Annotated in this window: 15 protein-coding genes; 5 read left to right on the top strand and 10 right to left on the bottom strand. The window is 69.2% G+C overall.

Features of this window, described 5'->3' with window-relative positions; all coding sequences use genetic code 11:
• Nucleotides 1-151 precede the first annotated feature (151 nt).
• Nucleotides 152-1,564, top strand: a complete 1,413-nt coding sequence (locus ACTWLI_RS01270; protein ID WP_445154922.1) for an MFS transporter — start codon at nt 152-154, stop codon at nt 1,562-1,564.
• A 152-nt stretch (nt 1,565-1,716) separates the two neighbouring features.
• On the opposite strand, the gene ACTWLI_RS01265 is transcribed toward ACTWLI_RS01270, so the two are convergent.
• The 3 genes from ACTWLI_RS01265 to ACTWLI_RS01255 all read right to left on the bottom strand — a co-directional run bounded on the left by ACTWLI_RS01265 (nt 1,717) and on the right by ACTWLI_RS01255 (nt 5,158).
• Nucleotides 1,717-2,448 (bottom strand): glutamine amidotransferase, encoded by a 732-nt coding sequence (locus ACTWLI_RS01265; RefSeq protein WP_445154921.1) that lies wholly within the window; start codon nt 2,446-2,448, stop codon nt 1,717-1,719.
• A gap of 33 nt (nt 2,449-2,481) precedes the next feature.
• Nucleotides 2,482-4,290, bottom strand: a complete 1,809-nt coding sequence (locus tag ACTWLI_RS01260) for an acetyl/propionyl/methylcrotonyl-CoA carboxylase subunit alpha (RefSeq protein ID WP_445156085.1) — start codon at nt 4,288-4,290, stop codon at nt 2,482-2,484.
• 190 nt (nt 4,291-4,480) lie between these two features.
• Complete coding sequence (locus ACTWLI_RS01255) at nt 4,481-5,158, bottom strand: Maf family protein (RefSeq protein WP_445154920.1); 678 nt, start codon at nt 5,156-5,158, stop codon at nt 4,481-4,483.
• An 82-nt stretch (nt 5,159-5,240) separates the two neighbouring features.
• Between ACTWLI_RS01255 and ACTWLI_RS01250 the strand changes: the two genes are divergently transcribed.
• On the top strand, nt 5,241-6,692 hold the full coding sequence (locus tag ACTWLI_RS01250) for a DUF222 domain-containing protein (protein WP_445154919.1): 1,452 nt from the start codon (nt 5,241-5,243) through the stop codon (nt 6,690-6,692).
• A 152-nt stretch (nt 6,693-6,844) separates the two neighbouring features.
• Here ACTWLI_RS01250 and ACTWLI_RS01245 read toward each other — a convergent pair whose 3' ends face one another.
• Genes ACTWLI_RS01245 through ACTWLI_RS01235 form a run of 3 tightly spaced genes read right to left on the bottom strand, consistent with a single transcriptional unit; the run spans nt 6,845 to nt 10,529 of the window.
• The gene (locus ACTWLI_RS01245; RefSeq protein WP_445154918.1) at nt 6,845-9,391 is read right to left on the bottom strand and encodes an MMPL family transporter; all 2,547 of its coding nucleotides are present in this window, start codon (nt 9,389-9,391) and stop codon (nt 6,845-6,847) included.
• 1 nt (nt 9,392) lies between these two features.
• Nucleotides 9,393-10,103 carry a TetR/AcrR family transcriptional regulator gene (locus tag ACTWLI_RS01240; RefSeq protein ID WP_445154917.1) on the bottom strand — a complete coding sequence of 237 codons (711 nt, stop codon included), beginning with the start codon at nt 10,101-10,103 and terminating at the stop codon, nt 9,393-9,395.
• A gap of 27 nt (nt 10,104-10,130) precedes the next feature.
• Nucleotides 10,131-10,529 carry a YbjQ family protein gene (locus tag ACTWLI_RS01235; protein WP_445154916.1) on the bottom strand — a complete coding sequence of 133 codons (399 nt, stop codon included), beginning with the start codon at nt 10,527-10,529 and terminating at the stop codon, nt 10,131-10,133.
• 182 nt (nt 10,530-10,711) lie between these two features.
• On the opposite strand from ACTWLI_RS01235, the gene ACTWLI_RS01230 reads away from it, so the two are divergent.
• On the top strand, nt 10,712-11,269 hold the full coding sequence (locus tag ACTWLI_RS01230; RefSeq protein WP_445154915.1) for a hypothetical protein: 558 nt from the start codon (nt 10,712-10,714) through the stop codon (nt 11,267-11,269).
• Nucleotides 11,270-11,364: 95 nt separating this feature from the next.
• On the opposite strand, the gene ACTWLI_RS01225 is transcribed toward ACTWLI_RS01230, so the two are convergent.
• Nucleotides 11,365-12,816 (bottom strand): dicarboxylate/amino acid:cation symporter, encoded by a 1,452-nt coding sequence (locus ACTWLI_RS01225; RefSeq protein WP_445154914.1) that lies wholly within the window; start codon nt 12,814-12,816, stop codon nt 11,365-11,367.
• Nucleotides 12,817-13,073: 257 nt separating this feature from the next.
• Here ACTWLI_RS01225 and ACTWLI_RS01220 point away from each other — a divergent pair, with 257 nt between their 5' ends.
• Entirely contained in the window at nt 13,074-13,433 is a 360-nt protein-coding gene (locus ACTWLI_RS01220; RefSeq protein ID WP_445156084.1) for a VOC family protein, read from the top strand.
• On the opposite strand, the gene ACTWLI_RS01215 is transcribed toward ACTWLI_RS01220, so the two are convergent.
• Genes ACTWLI_RS01215 through ACTWLI_RS01205 form a run of 3 tightly spaced genes read right to left on the bottom strand, consistent with a single transcriptional unit; the run spans nt 13,430 to nt 16,997 of the window.
• Complete coding sequence (locus ACTWLI_RS01215; protein ID WP_445154913.1) at nt 13,430-15,139, bottom strand: DUF885 domain-containing protein; 1,710 nt, start codon at nt 15,137-15,139, stop codon at nt 13,430-13,432. The genes ACTWLI_RS01220 and ACTWLI_RS01215 overlap by 4 nt on opposite strands.
• A gap of 53 nt (nt 15,140-15,192) precedes the next feature.
• Nucleotides 15,193-15,417, bottom strand: a complete 225-nt coding sequence (locus ACTWLI_RS01210; protein WP_445154912.1) for an acyl-CoA carboxylase subunit epsilon — start codon at nt 15,415-15,417, stop codon at nt 15,193-15,195.
• Nucleotides 15,414-16,997 (bottom strand): acyl-CoA carboxylase subunit beta, encoded by a 1,584-nt coding sequence (locus ACTWLI_RS01205; protein WP_445154911.1) that lies wholly within the window; start codon nt 16,995-16,997, stop codon nt 15,414-15,416. Before ACTWLI_RS01205 ends, ACTWLI_RS01210 begins: the two co-directional genes overlap by 4 nt.
• Before the next feature lie 416 nt (nt 16,998-17,413).
• On the opposite strand from ACTWLI_RS01205, the gene ACTWLI_RS01200 reads away from it, so the two are divergent.
• Nucleotides 17,414-18,319 (top strand): SDR family oxidoreductase, encoded by a 906-nt coding sequence (locus ACTWLI_RS01200; protein WP_445154910.1) that lies wholly within the window; start codon nt 17,414-17,416, stop codon nt 18,317-18,319.
• Nucleotides 18,320-18,381 lie beyond the last annotated feature (62 nt).

Here is an 18,381-nt window from a genome sequence, read left to right as displayed (position 1 = left end):
GCGAGGGGACCACTCCGTGGGACGACACGGAATGTCCAAATAGCGGAACATTTGTCCATTGGGTGGACGTAGGGAACTAGTATGGGGATATATCCATTCCTTAGCCGGCCGCCTTCCGCAAGGCGGCCGGTCTTCATGAAAGCGTTCCTACATGTCATCCACTGCCACTTCAACGGAGCATGGGTCTGCCAAGCAGGTGAACTCGCGCGGCCGCGTGATCGTCGCCAGCCTGATCGGCACCACCGTTGAGTTCTACGACTTCTATGTCTACGCCACGGCCGCCGTCCTGGTCTTCCCGAAGCTCTTCTTCCCGGGCCAGAACGAAACCACCCAGCTGCTGAGCTCCTTCGCCGTCTTCGGCGTCGCCTTCATCGCCCGCCCGCTCGGGTCGATCGTCTTCGGCCACTTCGGCGACAAGTTCGGCCGTAAGGGCACCCTAGTTGCCTCGCTGCTCACCATGGGCATCGCGACCTTCCTGATCGGCTGCCTGCCGACGGCGACCGTCCCCGGCTGGTCCTTCTGGGCCCCGGCACTCCTGGTCGTCATGCGCTTTGCCCAGGGCCTCGCCCTCGGCGGTGAATGGAGCGGCGCCGCGCTGCTCGCCACCGAGAACGCCCCCGCGAACAAGCGCGCCATTTACGGCACGTTCCCGCAGCTGGGCGCCCCCATCGGCTTCATCATCGCCAACGTCATCTTCCTGGTCTTCAGCTACACCCTCACCCCGGCCGCCTTCGAAGCCTGGGGCTGGCGCGTGCCGTTCCTGCTCAGCGCCGTCATGGTCATCATCGGCCTCTACGTGCGCCTAAAGCTGATCGAGACCCCCGCCTTCACCAAGGTCATCGAATCCAACGAGGTCGCCAAGCTGCCCCTGGGCCGCGTCTTCAAGACCAGCTGGCGCCAGCTGATCCTCGGCACCTTCATCATGCTCGCCACCTACGTGCTGTTCTACCTGATGACCACCTTCACCCTGACCTACGGCACCCGGGCTTCCAGCCTGGACGCCGCCAAAGCCGCCGCGGAAAAGGCCGGCAAGCCGATGACCGAGGCCGCCGCCGCCGCGTTCGTCCCCGGACTGGGCTACAGCCGCAACGACTTCCTCTGGATGCTGATCGCCGGCGTCGTCTTCTTCGGCATCTTCACTCTGGTCTCCGGCCCGCTGGCTGAAAAGCACGGCCGCCGCAAGATGCTGATCGCGGTCACCGCGGGCATCTTCGTCTTCGGCCTGCTGTTCGTTCCGCTGTTCAGCGGCGGATTCGTCGGCACCATGGCGCTGCTGATCATCGGCTTCTCGCTGATGGGCCTGACCTTCGGTCCGATGGGAGCGTTGCTGCCGGAACTGTTCCCGACCAACGTCCGGTACACCGGTTCGGCCGTCAGCTACAACGTCTCGTCGATCCTCGGCGCGGCCGTGGCCCCGTTCATCGCCGTCTGGCTCTGGGAAATGGCGAAGGGCAGCCCGGTGCTGGTGGGCGTCTACCTCACCGCCATGGCGGTGCTGACGCTGATCGCGCTGTTCATCAGCCGGGAAACCCGCGACCTGGACTACGAGAACAACGTGGCCTGACGTTCCAGCCCAGTTACTGCGGCGAATGCCCGGCGTGTGCACCCGACACGCCGGGCATTTCCGTGTCCGGGAGGGTGCGGCCGGGAGTAACTGGGGAGGAGCGTACGCCGACGGCGGCGGCGGGCGGAGTGTCGGGGGAGCGAAGGGGCCGGCTAGCGGGCGTAGCGCTCCACGAAGTTGCGCAGGATGGCCATCGGCTCGGTCACCGCGTGCTCCCGGGCCTGGGCCATCAGCTCCTCCGCGGAGTCGGGCGGGAAGTAGCCGGCGTGGCGGTAGATGTCGATCCGGGTGGTGAGGCCGTCGGCGTCGAGCTCCGGATGGAACTGGGTGGCGTAGAGGTTGGTCCGGATCCGGAACATCTGCACCGGACAGGTCGCGGAGCTCGCCAGCAGCACCGCCCCGCCGGGCAGCACGGTGCACGCTTCCTTGTGGCCGACGAAGGCGGTGAACTGCTCCGGCAGGCCGCGCAGCAACGGGTCCTGCTGGCCGGCGGAGGTCATGCTGACGGTCACGCCGCCGAGCCCCTCGCCGTAGGTCCGGTCAATGACGGCGCCCTGGTGCAGGCCCAGGGTGCCGACGCCGTAGCAGGCACCCAGGAACGGGAAGTCCTCGGCGACGATCCGGTCCAGCAGGGCGAACAGTTCGCGTTCCACCCGGTGCTGGATCTCGCTCTTGTGTTCCGCGGGGTCGCTGGAGGTGAACGGGCTGCCCCCGACAATGACGCCGGAGTAGTCCTCGAGCTCCAGCCGGGGCAACGGCGCGGCCTCCATCCGGACCCGGTGCAGCTCGGTCTCGGCCAGGCCGGTGTAGCGCAGGTAGGCGAGGTATTCGTCGTCGGCGGCGGCGTCCTCGGCACGGGAGGCGAGGAGCAGAAAGGGCTTCACGTAACTAAGTCTGCCCCCGCCAGCCCGCGGCCGCTATTCGGCGGTCTCGCCGTCCTCGATCATGGCGATGACGGCGCCCGCGGAGACGGTCTCGCCAGCGGCTGCGGAAAGCCCGATCACGATGCCGGCGCGGTGTGCGGTGAGCGGCTGCTCCATCTTCATGGCTTCCAAGACGACGACGAGGTCGCCCTCGGCCACCCGCTCGCCTTCCGCGACGGCCACCTTGACGATGGTGCCCTGCATCGGGGAGGTCAGGGCGTTGCCGCCGCCGGCCGCCGCTGCCGGGCCGCCGCTGCGGGCCCGCTTCTTGGCCTTCGCCGGCTTGCCGCCGCCGGAGACGGTGCCCAGGGATGCCGGGAGCACCACCTCGAGGCGCTTGCCGCCGACCTCGACGACGACGCGCTGGCGTTCGCCGGCGTCGGCCGCTTCAGCCGCAGCGCCGGTGGGAGTCCAGGCGGGGATGTCGTTGACGAAGGCGGTCTCGATCCAGCGGGTGTGGACCTTGAACGGGCCCTCGGCCGGAGCGAAGTCGGGGTTGCTGACGACGGCGAGGTCGAACGGGATGACGGTGGGGATGCCCTCGACCACCATTTCCTGCAGCGCGCGGCGGGAGCGCTGCAGCGCCTGGGTGCGGGTGGCGCCGGTGACGATCAGCTTGGAGAGCATCGAGTCGAAGTTGCCGCTGATGACGTCGCCCTGTTCGACGCCGGAGTCGACGCGCACGCCGGGGCCGGTGGGGTTCTTCAGCCCGGTGATGGTGCCGGGGGCGGGCATGAAGTTCCGGCCCGGGTCCTCGCCGGTGATGCGGAATTCGATCGAGTGGCCGCGGACCTCGGGGTCGCCGTAGCCGAGCTCCTCGCCGCGGGCCAGCCGGAACTGCTCGCGGACCAGGTCGATCCCGGTGACTTCCTCGGAGACGCAGTGCTCCACCTGGAGGCGGGTGTTGACCTCAAGGAAGGAGATGGTGCCATCCTGGCCCACGAGGAATTCGCAGGTGCCGGCGCCGAGGTAGCCGGCTTCCTTCAGGATGGCCTTGGACGATTCGTAGAGCCGCTGGTTCTGCTCAGCGGTGAGGAAGGGGGCGGGGGCCTCCTCGACGAGCTTCTGGTTGCGGCGCTGTAGCGAGCAGTCGCGGGTGGAGACGACGACGACGTTGCCGTGAGCGTCGGCGAGGCACTGGGTCTCAACGTGGCGCGGGGCGTCCAGGAAGCGCTCGATGAAGCACTCGCCGCGGCCGAACGCTGCGGTGGCTTCACGGACGGCGGATTCGAAGAGCTCGGGGATTTCCTCGCGGGTGCGGGCCACCTTGATGCCGCGTCCGCCGCCGCCGAAGGCAGCCTTGATGGCGACCGGCAGGCCGAACTTGTCGACGAATTCGAGGATTTCCTCGGCGGATTCCACCGGGTCGGCGGTGCCGGGAACCTGCGGGGCGCCGACCTTCTCGGCGATGTGGCGGGCTTGGACCTTGTCGCCCAGGGCGGAGATGGCCTCGGGGGAGGGCCCGATCCAGGTGATGCCGGCCGCGATGACCTTGGCGGCGAACTCGGCGTTTTCGGCCAGGAAGCCGTAGCCGGGGTGGATGGCGTCGGCGCCGGAACGGTGGGCGACCTCGATCAGCTTGTCCATCACCAGGTAGGACTCTGCCGCGGTGTTCCCGCCCAGGGCGTAAGCCTCGTCGGCGAGTTTGACGTGCAGGGCGTCGCGGTCGGGGTCCGCGTAGACCGCCACGGAGGCGAGGCCCTCGTCCCGGGCAGCGCGGATGATGCGGACCGCGATTTCACCGCGGTTGGCGATCAGCACCTTGCTCAGGCGGTGGGTGCCCGGGGTGGTGGCTGCGGGCACTGAAGTGGCGAACTGCTCCGAATTTGCTGACAAGGCGTCTCCTTCTTTCCTTCGAGGAGCCTAGCGCGGTTTTGTGGGTTCCGGCGAGATTACTTGCGGATCCCGCGCGTAAACCGCCGATCCTTTGTGTGGTTCCTACAAGCCGGTGCGAATTGGCTCACGCGGCAAGGAGCACTGCGGCGCCCCGGCGTTACTCGGCGCGGATCTCCGCCGGGTCCGCGGCGCCGCCGGTCCACAGCTCGGTGACGCCCACTCCCGCCTGGCGCAGCAGGCTGCGCAGGGTGGACACGGAAAGACCGACGACGGCATGCGGGTCGCCGTCGACCTTGCGGATGAAGGCACCGCCGTAGCCGTCGATCGTGAAGGAACCTGCGCACAGCAGCGGCTCTTCGGTGGCGATGTAGGCGTCGATTTCCTCCTCGGTCATCTCCATGAAATGCACTTCGGCGGAGGAGACTGCACCGAGGGTCGCGCCGGAGCCGGGGCCGCCATCGGTGCTCCCGGCGTCGGTGTCGCGGCAGTCCACGAGCCAGTGGCCGGTGTGCAGCACGCCCATGCTTCCGCTCATCCGCAGCATGCGTTCCCTGGCGACGTCGGCGGTGTACGGCTTGCCGTGGGCTTCGCCGTCGAACTCGAAGACCGAGTCGCAGCCGAGCACCAGGGCGCCCTCGCTTTCCGACAGCGAGGCGACGGCTTCGGCCTTAGCCCGGGCCAGCAGCAGGGCGGTGTCATGCGGGTCGGTCACGCCGTAGCGGGCCTGCACGGCGTCCTCGTCGACGTCGGAGACGAGCACCTCATGCGCGATGCCGGCGTTGCCGAGCAGCTTGGTACGGGCGGGGGACTGGGAGGCAAGGATGAGGCGGGTCACGGATCCAGCGTAGTTGCTCGGGCTCGCCGCTGACGTTTCGGGCAAGGCGTTAAATGTCAGACCCCTGCTGTTGACTTGATTCATGGGAAGCAATCGAGAGCTGTCCAGGGTTTCCATCGACGATCTCGCCGAATTGGGTGCGGAGGCGATTGTTGATCAGCTCCGCGCTCTCGAAAACGAAAAATCTGCACTCTCGGCCCGGCAGGCCCGGCTCGCCTTCGCCTTGGACCTGGCCCGGCGCGCCGAGCAGGCCGACGTCGGGATGCCCGCCGAGAAGCTCGGTGCCGGGGTCGGAGCCGAGATCGCCCTGGCGCGGCGGGAATCCCCGGCCAAGGGCTCCCGCCTCCTGGGCTTGGCCAAAGCGTTGGTGACCGAGATGCCGCGCACCCTCGCCGCTTTGGAAACCGGGCAGCTGGACGAATGGCGCGCCACGCTCCTGGTGCGAGAGACGGCCTGCCTCTCCGCCGCGGACCGGGCCGCTGTCGATGAAGAACTCGCCGCGGACGCCGGGACTTTCGACGGCGCCGGCGACCGGACCATCACCGCCGCGGCCCGCGCGGCCGCCTACCGGCGGGACCCGCGCACGGTTACCGAGCGGGCAGCCCACGCCGCGACCGAACGGTACGTGAGCGTCCGCCCTGCGCCGGACACCATGTGTTACCTCACCGCGCTGCTCCCGGCAGCCCAGGCCGTTGCGGTCTACGCCGCACTAAGCAGGGCCGCGGTCGCGGCCCGCAACGACGGGGACCCTCGCAACGACGGGGACCCCCGCACCCGCGGCCAGCTGATGGCCGACGCCCTCGTCGACCGCACCACCGGAACGCCCGGCGGAATCAGCGGCATCGGAATCCAGCTCGTCATGACCGACCGGACCCTGTTCCAGGGCGACAGCGAACCCGCGAGGCTTTCGGGCTACGGCATCGTTCCCGCCGGCTGGGCCCGGGCCCTGCTAACCGGCGGTACGGAAGGCCCGGCGGGCGATGACAGCGGCCGAGGCATCGGAGGCGGCGTAGGCAAGAACCTGTCCTTCCCGGTCTGGCTCCGGCGGCTCTACACCGCCCCCACCACCGGCGAGCTCACCGCCATGGACTCCCGCGCCCGCATCTTCCCCGCCGGGCTCCGCCGCCTCATCCAAACCCGCGACGACACGTGCCGTACCCCCTACTGCGACGCCCCCATCCGCCACCTGGACCACGTCGTCCCCTGGCACACTGGCGGGCCCACGGCAGCCACCAACGCCGCCGGGCTCTGCGAACACTGCAACCACACCAAAGAAACCCCGGGCTGGAGCGCGCAACCCAGACCCGGCCCAGGCCGGCACACCCTTGAACTGACCACCCCCACAGGCCACAGCTACCGCTCCACGGCCCCACCCCTGCCCGGCACCGGACCGCCAGACGGGGTGTGCCGGATCAGCCCTACGGCAGGAACTACGGATTCGGGTGCGAAATCGAGCCGAGAGCGCCGGCGGGCCCGCCACCGACGGGCCAGGGCCCTGCTGCACGGCCGGGTGGAAGACCGGACTGCCGCCTGAGGTTCAGCGCGAACGGCTCGGGCGGGTCGGTGGCGGGACCAGCACTCGGCCGCCGTCGTGCCTTTCCTCCGGCCGCCGGCGGAGGGACCCGCCCACAACAAAGCCGCCCGCCGATCGCAGTGATCGACGGGCGGCTCCGGCGCGGGCGGCGGTTAGCGGACCGCGGCTGCGGCCGGTTCGGCGTCGCCGGCATCGCTGTCATCGGCGGACGCCGGCTTGCGCAGCTTGGCGCCTTCGACGTCGACGTCCGGCAGGATGCGGTCCAGCCAGCGCGGCAGCCACCAGGCCTTGCTGCCCAGCAGGTACATCACGGCCGGAACGATCGTCATGCGCACCACGAACGCGTCCACCAGCACGCCGAACGCCATGGCGAAGCCCATCGGCCGGACCATGTTCAGGTGCGAGAAGACGAAGCCGGAGAACACGCTGACCATGATGATCGCGGCCGCGGTGACCACGGCCGCCGCGTGGCTGAAGCCGGAGCGGACCGCGTGCTTGGCGGTTTCCCCGTGCATGTACGCCTCGCGCATGCCGGAGGCGATGAAGACCTGGTAGTCCATGGCCAGGCCGAACAGCACACCGATCAGGATGATCGGCAGGAAGCTCAGCACCGCGCCGGGGTTCTCCACGCCGAAGACAGTGCCCAGCCAGCCCCACTGGTAGACCGCGACGACGCCGCCGAACGCGGCGGCCAGGGAGAGCAGGAAGCCGCCGGTCGCCAGCAGCGGGACCACGATCGAGCGGAAGACGAGCAGCAGCAGGATCAGGGAGAGTCCGACGACGATCGCAAGGTACGGCGGCAGGGCGTCGCCGAGCTTGGTGGAGACGTCGACGTTGCCGGCGGTCTGGCCGGTCAGGCCGATCCCGACACCGGTGGAGTCCTTGATCCGGTCCTTCTCGGCGCGCAGTTCGGAGACGACCTCGACGGTGCTGGCGCTCGCCGGCCCTTCCTTCGGGATGACCTGGAAAACGGCGGTGCGGCGGTCGTCGCTGAGCGCCAGCGGCACGGCCGCGGCCACGTTGTCGGTGTCGCGCAGGATGTCCGCGACGTCCAGCTGCTTGGCCTGGGCGTCGGCGGCGCTGAGCCCCGCGGGGAAGTCACCGACCACGATGATCGGGCCGGTCATGCCCTCGCCGAAGCTGCGCTTGGTGACGTCGTAGGCCTTGAAGGCCGTGGAGGCGACCGGTTCGGAACTGGCGTCCGGAAGGGCCAGCCGGAGCTGGCTGGCCGGCAGCGCGACCACGCCCAGCAGCAGCACGCCGGCGAGCAGTGCCAGCCACGGGTGCCGGGTGACGATGCCGCCCCAGCCGTGGCTGCTGCGGTATTCGTCCCGGGCCTGGTCCTCGGCGTCGTGGCCGGGCGCGGCATTGTGCTGCTCGGCCTTGGCCCAGGCGCGCTTGGACACCAGCTTGCGGCCCACCAGGGACAGCACGGCGGGAGTCAGGGTCAGCGCGACGACGACGGCGACGGCCACCGTCGCGGCGGCCGAGAGGCCCATGACGGCGAGGAACGGCAGTCCGGGCACCACCAGCGCCGCGAGGGCGATGATGACGGTCAGGCCGGCGAAGAGCACTGCGTTGCCGGAGGTACCGGTGGCCAGGGCCACGGACTCCTCAGGATCCATGCCCGCGAGCAGCTGCCCGCGGTGCCGGTTGACGATGAACAGGGAGTAGTCGATGCCGACGGCCAGGCCGAGCATGAGGGCCAGCATCGGGGAGATGGAGCTCATGTCGACGGCGCCGCTTAGCGCGAAGGTGCCGCCGACGCCGACGGCCACGCCGACGATTGCCATCAGCAGGGGCAGGCCGGCCGCGACTAGGGTGCCGAGCATGATGATCAGGACCAGGGCCGCGACGGCGATGCCGATGATCTCCGCGGTGCCGAAAATCTCGGAGATGTCCTCGCTGATTTCCTTGCTGGGCAGGGCGGTGACGTTGGCGGAAGAAACTTCCTTGACGATGTCCTGGACCTGCTGCCGCACCTCGGGCTTGAGGCCGTTGATCGAGGTCTTGAACTGCACCTGTGCGATCGCGGCCTTGCCGTCCTCGGAGACGAAGCGCAGGCCCTTGGAGGCGTCCAGCTGCCGCTTGCCGAGGGCCAGCTTGGCGTCGCCGGCCTCGAGTTCCTTCATGCCGGCGTCGAGCTTGGCCTGGCCGGCGGCGAGGGCTGCCTTCTGCTGTCCGAGCTGGGCGTCGATGGCTGCCGGCGGGAGCCCAACCGCGGCCATCTGCTTTTCGGCCTCGGCCAGCTGGGCCTTGCCGGCGGCCAGTTTCGCGGCAGCGGACTTCAGCTGGTCCTTGCCCGCGGCGGCTTTCTGTTCGCCTGCGGCCAGATCGGCAGCGGCCTTGTCCAGCTGGGCCTGGGTGGCGAACGGATCGACCGTGCCCTGGACATCGGGGATGGTCTTCAGCTTGGCCAGCGCCGCGGTGACCGCGTCCTTGCCTGCCTCGCTGAAGCGGGCGTCATTGGCCTCGAAGACGATGCTGGCCGAACCGCCGGAGGAGGACGGCAGGTCCTTCTTCAGCTTGTCCGCCATCTGCTGGGTCTCGGTGCCGGGAATCTGGAAGTTGTTGGACAGGGTGCCGTGGAACGCTGCCGCCGCCCCGCCGACGGCCACCATGATGGCCAGCCAGAGGGAGATAACGAGCCAGCGGTGGCGGTAGGAGAACTTGCCGAGGCGATAAAGCACTAGTGCCATGTCAAAACCGATCTTGGGTAGGTGCGGCGGAAGGGGCGGCGGTGGGGGCCGCTGCGGCAGCCGGGGAGGAGAACCCGGAACCGAGCAGGCTCATGGAATCGATCAGCAGCTGGCGCAGGATCGACAGGGAGTCGGGGGAGAGGGAACCGCCGCAGCGTGCGAACCAGACATCCATGGCGGCCTTGCCGCAGGAGATGACCGATCCGGCCAGGGCGCGCAGGTACAGTTCGTCGATGCCGGCGCCGGCGGCGCGGTCGAAGCGCTCGCGGGCGGCTTCGATGATCTCCGCCGTGCAGTGGTCCCAGGCTTCCAGCTCGGAGCGGTTGAGCTGCGGGTTGGCCTGGCCGAGGCTGTAGAGCTCGGCCAGCGGAGCGATGCTCATCGGATCGGCGAGTTCCATCAGTGCCGCCCGGGCGGATTCGAGGACGGGTTCGCCGGCGGGCCGGAGCCGGAACTGCTGAAGAGCGGCGTCCAGGAACCCGTGGGTCACCGATGCGATCACGACGTCGGTGCTGCTGAAGTAGTTGAAGAAGGTCCGGCGGGAGATTCCGGCGGACTCGGCGATGTCCTCCACGGTGAAATTGCCCGGCCCGCGGGAGCGGAGCAGGCCGAGGGCGGCATCGGTGATCGCCTGCCGGGTGGCGGCCTTGTTGAGTTCCCGGCGCGACGGGGGGGCGGACTCGTCGTCGGGTCCGGACAGGGGTGTGGGCATGTTCTTACACTAGGTGCATCTTTGCACTCAGGGCAAATTTTGCGGGCGCGCCCCCGCTTGCTCCGCGAGCCGGGCCGACTGGGCGGTGGCGCCGGCCTCCCCGGCGGCCAGCGGGACCGCGTATACGGCCGTCCCGTAGGCGCAGATTTCCGACCAGTTGTTGGCCATGTGGGCGGTGTCGAAGCGCATGGCCACAACCGCGTTGGCGCCGCGCTGCGCGGCTTCGGCCGTCATCCGGGCCATGACTTCCTGCCGGCTCTCGTACAGCACCTGGGTCAGTTCGCGCAGTTCCCCGCCGGCCAGGGACCGCAGCCCGGCCACGACCTGGGCTCCGACGTCGCGGGACCGGACAGTCAGTCCCATGACTTCGCCGAACACGGCGTCGATCCGGTGGCCGGGAATCTCGTTGGAGGTGACGATCAGCATGAGCCGAGCCTAGCCATTCCGCGCCCGCTGGCAAGGGAGGGTGTCCGGGAGCATTCACAGCAAGATGAAAGCTTGGCGACAGCCGGCGCCGAATTCGCCGCCGCACACTGGAACCACGCCTCGCAGAAGGCTGCAACCCAGCACCAGCGCCGTCGCCGTACGGCAGATTCAGGAGACAGCAGATGTCACGCACGAAGAAGATCACGCTCGGCATTTCCGCCGCCGCTCTGGCACTTGGCGCCGGCATGGGAGTCGCCGGAATGGCCTCGGCCACCACGACGCCGGCCCCCAGCCCCAGTTCAAGCGCGTCGTCGGATTCCGCCGGCCCGGGGGAGGGCATGGGCATGCGCGGAGGCCATGGCGGCCGCGGGGGCTTCGGCGGCGTCCGCGCCACCGAACTCGCCGCCAAGCTCGGCGTCGACGAGGCCAAGCTGACCGAGGCGCTGCAGGCCTTCCGCGAGGCCCACAAGCCGTCCGCTCCGCCGGCCGAGGGGAGCAGGCCGGACCGCGCGGCGATGGAGGCGGAACTGGCGAAGTCGCTGGGCGCCTCGCTGGGCATCGACGAGGCCAAGGTCACCGCGGCCCTGGCCGAGCTCCGCAGTGCCGAACAGGCCGAGCACGCCGCCGCGCTCAAGACCAGGCTGGACAAGGCTGTCAGCGACGGCACCCTGACCCGGGCCGAAGCCGACGCGGTCACCAAGGCTGTCGAAAAGGGTGTCATCGGCGGCGGCCGGATGTAGCCCCGGCTGGCCGGGCGGCAGCAGGCGACAAAAGTAGTCCCCGGGAGCAGGCTCCCGGGGACTACTTGTGCGGTGCGGCTACTGCGGTGCGACGGTTACGCCTTCGCGGCCGCCAGTTCCCGCTCTGCCGGGGCAGCGGCACCAGCGTCGTTGTCGGCGTCGGCGTTGACCGCGCCGTCGACCGCGTCGGTGTCATCGGCGAACGGGTCACCGTTGCGAGGGGCGTTGTACAGCGACTCGTCCAGGATGCCCTGGCGCTTGGCCACGATCGTGGGCACGAGGGCCTGGCCGGCCACGTTGACCGCGGTGCGGCCCATGTCCAGGATCGGGTCGATCGCCAGCAGCAGGCCGACGCCGGCCAGCGGCAGGCCCAGCGTGGAGAGCGTCAGGGTCAGCATGACGACGGCGCCGGTGGTGCCGGCGGTCGCGGCGGAGCCGAGGACGGAGACCAGGGCAATGAGCAGGTACTGGGTGAAGTCCAGCTGGATGCCGAAGAACTGGGCCACGAAGATCGCGGAGACGGCCGGGTAGATCGCGGCGCAGCCGTCCATCTTGGTGGTCGCGCCCAGCGGCACGGCGAAGGAGGCGTAGCCGCGGGGCACGCCCAGGGACCGTTCGGTCACGCGCTGGGTCAGCGGCAGGGTCCCCACCGAGGATCGCGAGACGAACGCCAGCTGGACGGCGGGCCAGACACCGGAGAAGTACTGCTTGATGGACAGGCCGTGGCTGCGGACCAGGACCGGGTAGACGACGAACAGCACGAGGGCCAGGCCGGCGTAGATGGCGACCGTGAACTTGCCGAGCGAGCCGATGGTGTCCCAGCCGTAGACGGCGACGGCGTTGCCGATCAGGCCGACGGTACCCAGCGGGGCGATCCGGATGATCCACCAGAGGACCTTCTGGATCACGGCCAGGGCGGAGGCATTGAGGTTCAGGAACGGCTCGGCAGCCTTGCCCACCTTGAGCGCGGCGATGCCGACGGCGATCGCGATGACGAGGATCTGCAGCACGTTGAAGCTCACCGCGGTGGTGGCGACGCCGTCGGTGACGGTGGTGCTGGCGCCAAGGCCCAGGAAGTTCTTCGGGAACAGGCCAATCAGGAAGGCCCACCAGCTGCCGACCTTCGACGGCGCTTCGCCCTGGCCGTCGATGCCGGTGTTGGCGCCGGGCTGCAGGAGGACGCCGAGGCCGATGCCGATCAGCACCGCGATCAGGGAGGTGATCGCGAACCAGAGCAGCGTGTTCCAGGCCAGCCGGGCCGCGTTGGACACGGCGCGCAGGTTGGAGATGGAGCTGACGACGGCGGTGAAGATGAGCGGCACGACGGCGGTCTGCAGCAGCGAGACGTAGCTCGAGCCGATGGTCTGCAGCGTTGCGCCAAGGGCGTTCGGGTCCGCCTTGGTGCTGCCCGTGTACTTCGCGAGCAGGCCGAGGCCCAGGCCGACGATCAGGGCGGCAATGATCTGGAAGCCGAACGAGCCGGCCCATTTGGGCAGCCTGAATCCGGGCTTGCCTGCGGTTGCGGGGGTGCTTGTCTGAGTGGTCACCCGAACACGCTAGGACCGGGTCGCATAACACGGCGAACGGATGTTGAGAAATGTTACGCCGGCGGATTTGCGCGGCTGCGGCAAATTTCCCGCCAGTTCGCCGGAAGACTGCCCGTGTGTGAAGTTATTCCAGCCTCCGGTGTGGCGATTGTCTCGCCCGGGCTCCCGTGCCGAGATGACAGTTCGCGGCAATGTTTCCGCAAAACATTGCCGCCAACTGTCATCTCGTTTGTTGCCCGGCGCCTAGAGTGTGCCCCATAGCTATCGCACGCTTCCCGGCCGTCGTCCTCGACTGCCCGGACCCCAGGACCCTGGCGCAGTTCTACGCCGCCCTGCTCGACTGGAAAATCGACCAGGACGACGACGGCTGGAGCTCCATCCGCGCGGACTACGGGGATTCGATCAATTTCCAGAAGGTCGAATCCTTCGTTCCGCCGCAGTGGCCCGGCCAGGAAGTGCCGCAGCAGATGCACCTCGACCTCGTCGTCGATGACCTCGACGCGGCCGAGGCGGCGGTGCTCGAGCTCGGCGCGACCAGGCACGAGCACCAGCCGGGAACGACCTTCCGGGTCTTCCTGGACCCGGCCGGCCACCCCTTCTGCCTCTGCCTTAGCTAACCCAGGAGCGCCCGCTTCAGGGTGTCCAGCCCGACGGAGCCCATGTTGAGCGCCTTGGTGTGGAAGGCCTTGAGGTCGAAGCCCGGCCGGGCCTCGAGTTCGGCGCGGATCTGCTCCCAGAGCCGCTGGCCCACCTTGTACGAGGGCGCCTGTCCCGGCCAGCCCAGGTAGCGGGTGAACTCGAACTTCAGCTGGCCCTCGCTGATCGCGAGGTTCTGCTTCAGGAACTCGTACCCCGCCTCCGGAGTCCAGGTGCCCGACCCCCAACGCTCGGGCACCTCCAACTCCAGATGCACGCCGATATCGAACACGACGCGCGCGGCCCGCATGCGCTGCATGTCCAGCATGCCCATGTGGTCGCCCGGATCCTTCAGGTAGCCCAGCTCCTGCATGAGCTTCTCGGCGTAGAGGGCCCAGCCTTCGCCGTGGCCCGACGTCCAGCACACGTTCCGGCGCCACTTGTTCAGCAGCTCGCGGCGGTAGGTGGCGGTGGCAACCTGCAGGTGGTGGCCCGGCACGCCCTCGTGGTAGACCGTGGTGGTCTCGGCCCAGGTGGTGAAGGTGTCCTCGCCCGGCGGGACGGACCACCACATGCGGCCCGGGCGGCTGAAATCATCCGACGGGCCGGTGTAGTAGATGCCGCCCTCCTGGGTGGGGGCGATCTTGCATTCCAGGGTCTTCATGGCCTCGGGGATGTCGAAGTGCACCCCCGCAAGGTCGGCCACGGCCCTGTCGGAGAGCTCCTGCATCCAGGTCCGGAGCGCGTCGGTGCCCTTGAGCTGGCGTGACGGGTCGTTGTTCAGGATCTCCTTGGCCTCTTCGACCGAGGCGCCGGGCTTGATCTCGTTGGCCACGCGCTCCTGTTCAGCGATCAGCCGGTCCAGCTCCTGCACGCCCCAGGCGTAGGTCTCCTCCAGGTCCACCGTGGCGCCGAGGAAGGACCGGGACGCCAGGGCGTAGCGCTCGCGGCCCACGGCGTCCTTCTCCGGCGCGGCCGGCAGCAGCTCGGCCTCCAGGAAGCCGGCCAGCCGGGCGTAGGCGGTGCGGGCGGCCGCGGCGCCGGCGTCGAGCTTGGCCTGCACCTCCTCGGGCAGGGCGCCCTCGGCGGTCTTGGCCCCGGCGGCCAGCGTGGCGAAGAAGCCGTCCTCGGCGGCGTGCTTGGTGGTCTGCTCGATCACGATCCGCACCTGGCGGGCGGCGGAGACCCGGCCGGCGTCCTTGGCCGTGCGCAGGGACTCGATGTACCCGTCCAGGGCCGTCGGCACATTGTGCGCGCGGCCGGCGATGTGGTCCCACTGGGCGGCGGTGTCGGTCGGCATCAGGTCGAAGATCGCCCGGATCTCCTGGGCGGGGGAGGCGATGTTGTTCAGCTCGGCCAGGTCCCAGCCGGACTCGTGGATCTCCAGCTGCAGGCCGAGGCGTTCGCGCATCGCGTCCAGGGTGACGGCGTCGACGTCGTCGGCCGGCTCCAGCCCTTCCAGCGCGGCGAGGGCTTCGCGGGCCGCGGCGGCGAACGCCTCGTGGCCGGCGGGGGAGAAGTCCTGGTACTCGGTCTCGTGCCCCGGGAGGCCGAGCTCGGTGGCAAAGCTCGGGTTGAGCCGGATGAGCGTGTCCGTGAAGGCATCGGCGACGGCGTCGATGGCGGTGTGCGGGCGCGCCGCGGGCGGGCTGTCGGGCGTGGGGTTCTGGGAGGTTTCGGTAGTCACCCGAACGAGACTAGCCGGGCCGGCCCAGTTATGAAAGGGTTACTGAACTTTTTCTAGCCGCGGCTGCGCTTCCACGAACCCGGACCGGGCCGGGGCGCCAGCTGCAGTTGCTGCCGCCGGATCCAGTGCCGCACGCCTGGCTTGGCCGGGGCGGCGTCCGGGCTGCTGCCCAGGGACAGGACGACGGCGGTCACGGCGGCCAGTTCCTCCGCCGTCGGATCTCCCTTGACCACGGAGAGCAGGGGCTGCTCCGCCGGTGCCGGTTCCGAGCCGGTCACAGCGGGATGTTCCCGTGCTTCTTGGCGGGCAGGCTGGCCCGCTTGTCCCGCAGCGCCCGCAGGCCCTTGATGATCTGCAGGCGGGTCTCGGAAGGGGCGATCACCGCGTCGACGTAGCCCAGCTCCGCGGCCTGGTACGGGTTCAGGAGCTCCTCCTCGTACTGCCGGATGACCTCGGCGCGCTTGGCCTCGACGTCGCCGCCGGCCTCGGCCACTGCTGCCAGCTCGCGCCGGTACAGGATGTTCACGGCCCCCTGGGCGCCCATGACGCCGATCTGCGCGGTGGGCCAGGCCAGGTTCAGGTCCGCGCCGAGCTTCTTGGACCCCATCACGATGTAGGCGCCGCCGTAGGCCTTGCGGGTGATCACGGTCAGCTTGGGAACCGTCGCCTCGGCGTAGGCGTAGAGCAACTTGGCGCCGCGGCGGATGATGCCCTGGAACTCCTGGTCCTTGCCCGGCAGGAAGCCCGGCACGTCCACCAGCGTGATGATCGGGATGTTGAAGGCGTCGCAGTGCCGGACAAAGCGGGCTGCCTTTTCCGAGGCGGCGATGTCCAGGGTGCCGGCGAACTGCATCGGCTGGTTGGCCACGATGCCGACGGTGTGGCCCTCGACCCGGCCGTAGCCGATGATGACGTTCGGCGCGTAGAGCGACTGCATCTCCAGGAAGTGCGCGTCGTCGACGATCTGCTCGATCACCTTGCGCATGTTGTAGGGCTGGTTGGCCGAGTCCGGAATCAGCGTGTCCAGGGCGAGGTCGTCGTCGTCGAGCTCCGGCTGCTGGCTGTGCTCCAGCACCGGGGCTTCCGCGAGGTTGTTGGAGGGCAGGAAGTCCAGCAGTTCGCGGACGAATTCGACGGCGTCGGCCTCGTCGGCGGCCAGATAGGTGGAGGTGCCGGTGTTGGCGTTGTGCTGGCGCGCCCCGCCAAGGGTCTCCATGTCCACGTCTTCGCCGGTGACGGTTTTGATCACGTCGGGGCCGGTGATGAACATGTGCGAGGTCTTGTCCACCATGACCACGTAGTCGGTCAGGGCGGGGGAGTACGCGGCGCCGCCGGCGGAGGGGCCCATGATGAGGGAAATCTGCGGGACGACGCCGGAGGCGTGGACGTTGTTGCGGAAGATGTCCGCGAACATGGCCAGCGAGGCGACGCCTTCCTGGATACGGGCGCCGCCGCCGTCGAGGATGCCGACCACCGGGCAGCCGTTGCGCAGCGCGAACTCCTGGACTTTGACGATCTTCTCTCCGTTGACCTGGCTCAGCGAACCGCCGTAAACCGAGAAGTCCTGGCTGTAGACAGCGACGGGCCGGCCGTCGACGGTGCCGTAGCCGGAGACCAGGCCGTCGCCGAGCGGCTTCTTCTTCTCCATGCCGAAGGCGGTGGAGCGGTGCACGGCGAGAGCGTCGAACTCGACGAAGGAGCCGGCGTCGAGCAGCAGGTCGATGCGCTCGCGGGCGGTGTTCTTGCCGCGGGCGTGCTGCTTCTCGATCGCCTCGGGGCCGGAGGGCTGCTCGGCACGGGCCTGGCGCTCGCGGAAATCGGCAATCTTTCCCGCGGTCGTGGTCAGATCGTGGCTCATCAAGTGTCTCCGGCTCTGTCGTTCGCTGTTCGTGTCGCGGGCCCGTGCGGTGGCGCTTAAGTGGATTCCACACAAAAACAAGGCCGTGATGGCAAGTCTAATGAGGGTATTCGTCCGTGCCGCTGTAGAAACCCTACAATTTTCGGCCCGATCCCCGGCGGGTGACTGTACCTTCCCGGCCAGTTACCCGCGGTGTGACCCGGCCCAGCCCCCGGCGATCCGCGGCGGCGGGCGGCCGCCGGCGGGTGCCCGTACCTTCCCGCCCAGTTACCCGCGGTGTGCCCCGCCCGGCCCCCGGAAATCCGCGGCGGCGGGCGGCCCGGAGGCGACCCGGGCCGGAGTAACCGGGCGGGAGCGTACGGGAGGGGTCACAATGAGGGATGTTACTGGTCGGTAACATCGGCTAAAGTGGGCCTATGACTTCAAGCAACGACGCTTCGGACACCCCCGGCCCCGCCCAGCACCAGAGCCCGTACCGGGCCACCGGCTCCCTCGCCGGCCGCACCATCCTGATGTCCGGCGGCAGCCGCGGCATCGGCCTCGCGATCGCCCTCCGCGCTGCAAAAGACGGGGCCAACATCGCCCTGCTGGCCAAAACCGGCCAGCCCCACGCCAAGCTCGAAGGCACCGTCTACACCGCCGCGGAGCAGATCGAAGCAGCCGGCGGCCAGGCCCTGCCGCTGGTCGGCGACGTGCGCAACGACGACGACGTCGCCGGCGCGGTGGCCGCGGCCACCGAACGCTTCGGCGGCATCGACATCGTCATCAACAACGCCTCCGCGATTGATTTGTCCAAGACCGACGCCGTGGACATGAAGCGCCACGACCTCATGCAGGACATCAACGTCCGCGGGACCTTCCTGCTGAGCAAACTCGCCCTGCCGGCGCTGCGCGAGTCCGGCGCCGGGCAGATCCTCACGCTCTCGCCGCCGCTGAACCTGGACCCCAAGTGGGCCGGCATGCACCTGGCCTACACGATGGCCAAGTACGGCATGAGCCTGACCACCCTGGGCCTGGCCGAGGAACTGAAGGTGGACGGGATCAGCGTCAACTCGCTCTGGCCCTGCACCCTGATCGACACCGCCGCGATCCGCAACATGCCCGGCGGCGAACAGATCGTGCGCGGCGCCCGCGGACCGCAGATCATGGCCGACGCAGCCCACGCGGTGCTGACCGCCGGCAACGCGATTCCCGAATCGGGCAGCTGGAGCGGAAACTTCTACACCGACGAGCAGGTACTGGCCGCGGCCGGGGTCACGGACTTCTCCCCGTACAGCCTCGGCGCGCCGGAGAACCGGCTGGTTCCTGACATTTTCCTCTGAGTTCCCTGCGGCTTCCCGCCGTCCGGGGGAGGACCACGCCGCCGAAACTCCCCACCTTTGCG

The sequence above is a fragment of the Arthrobacter sp. Hor0625 genome (assembly GCF_052567525.1).
Note: the sequence above shows the minus strand (reverse complement) of the source record. Positions and strands in the feature narration are given on the sequence as shown.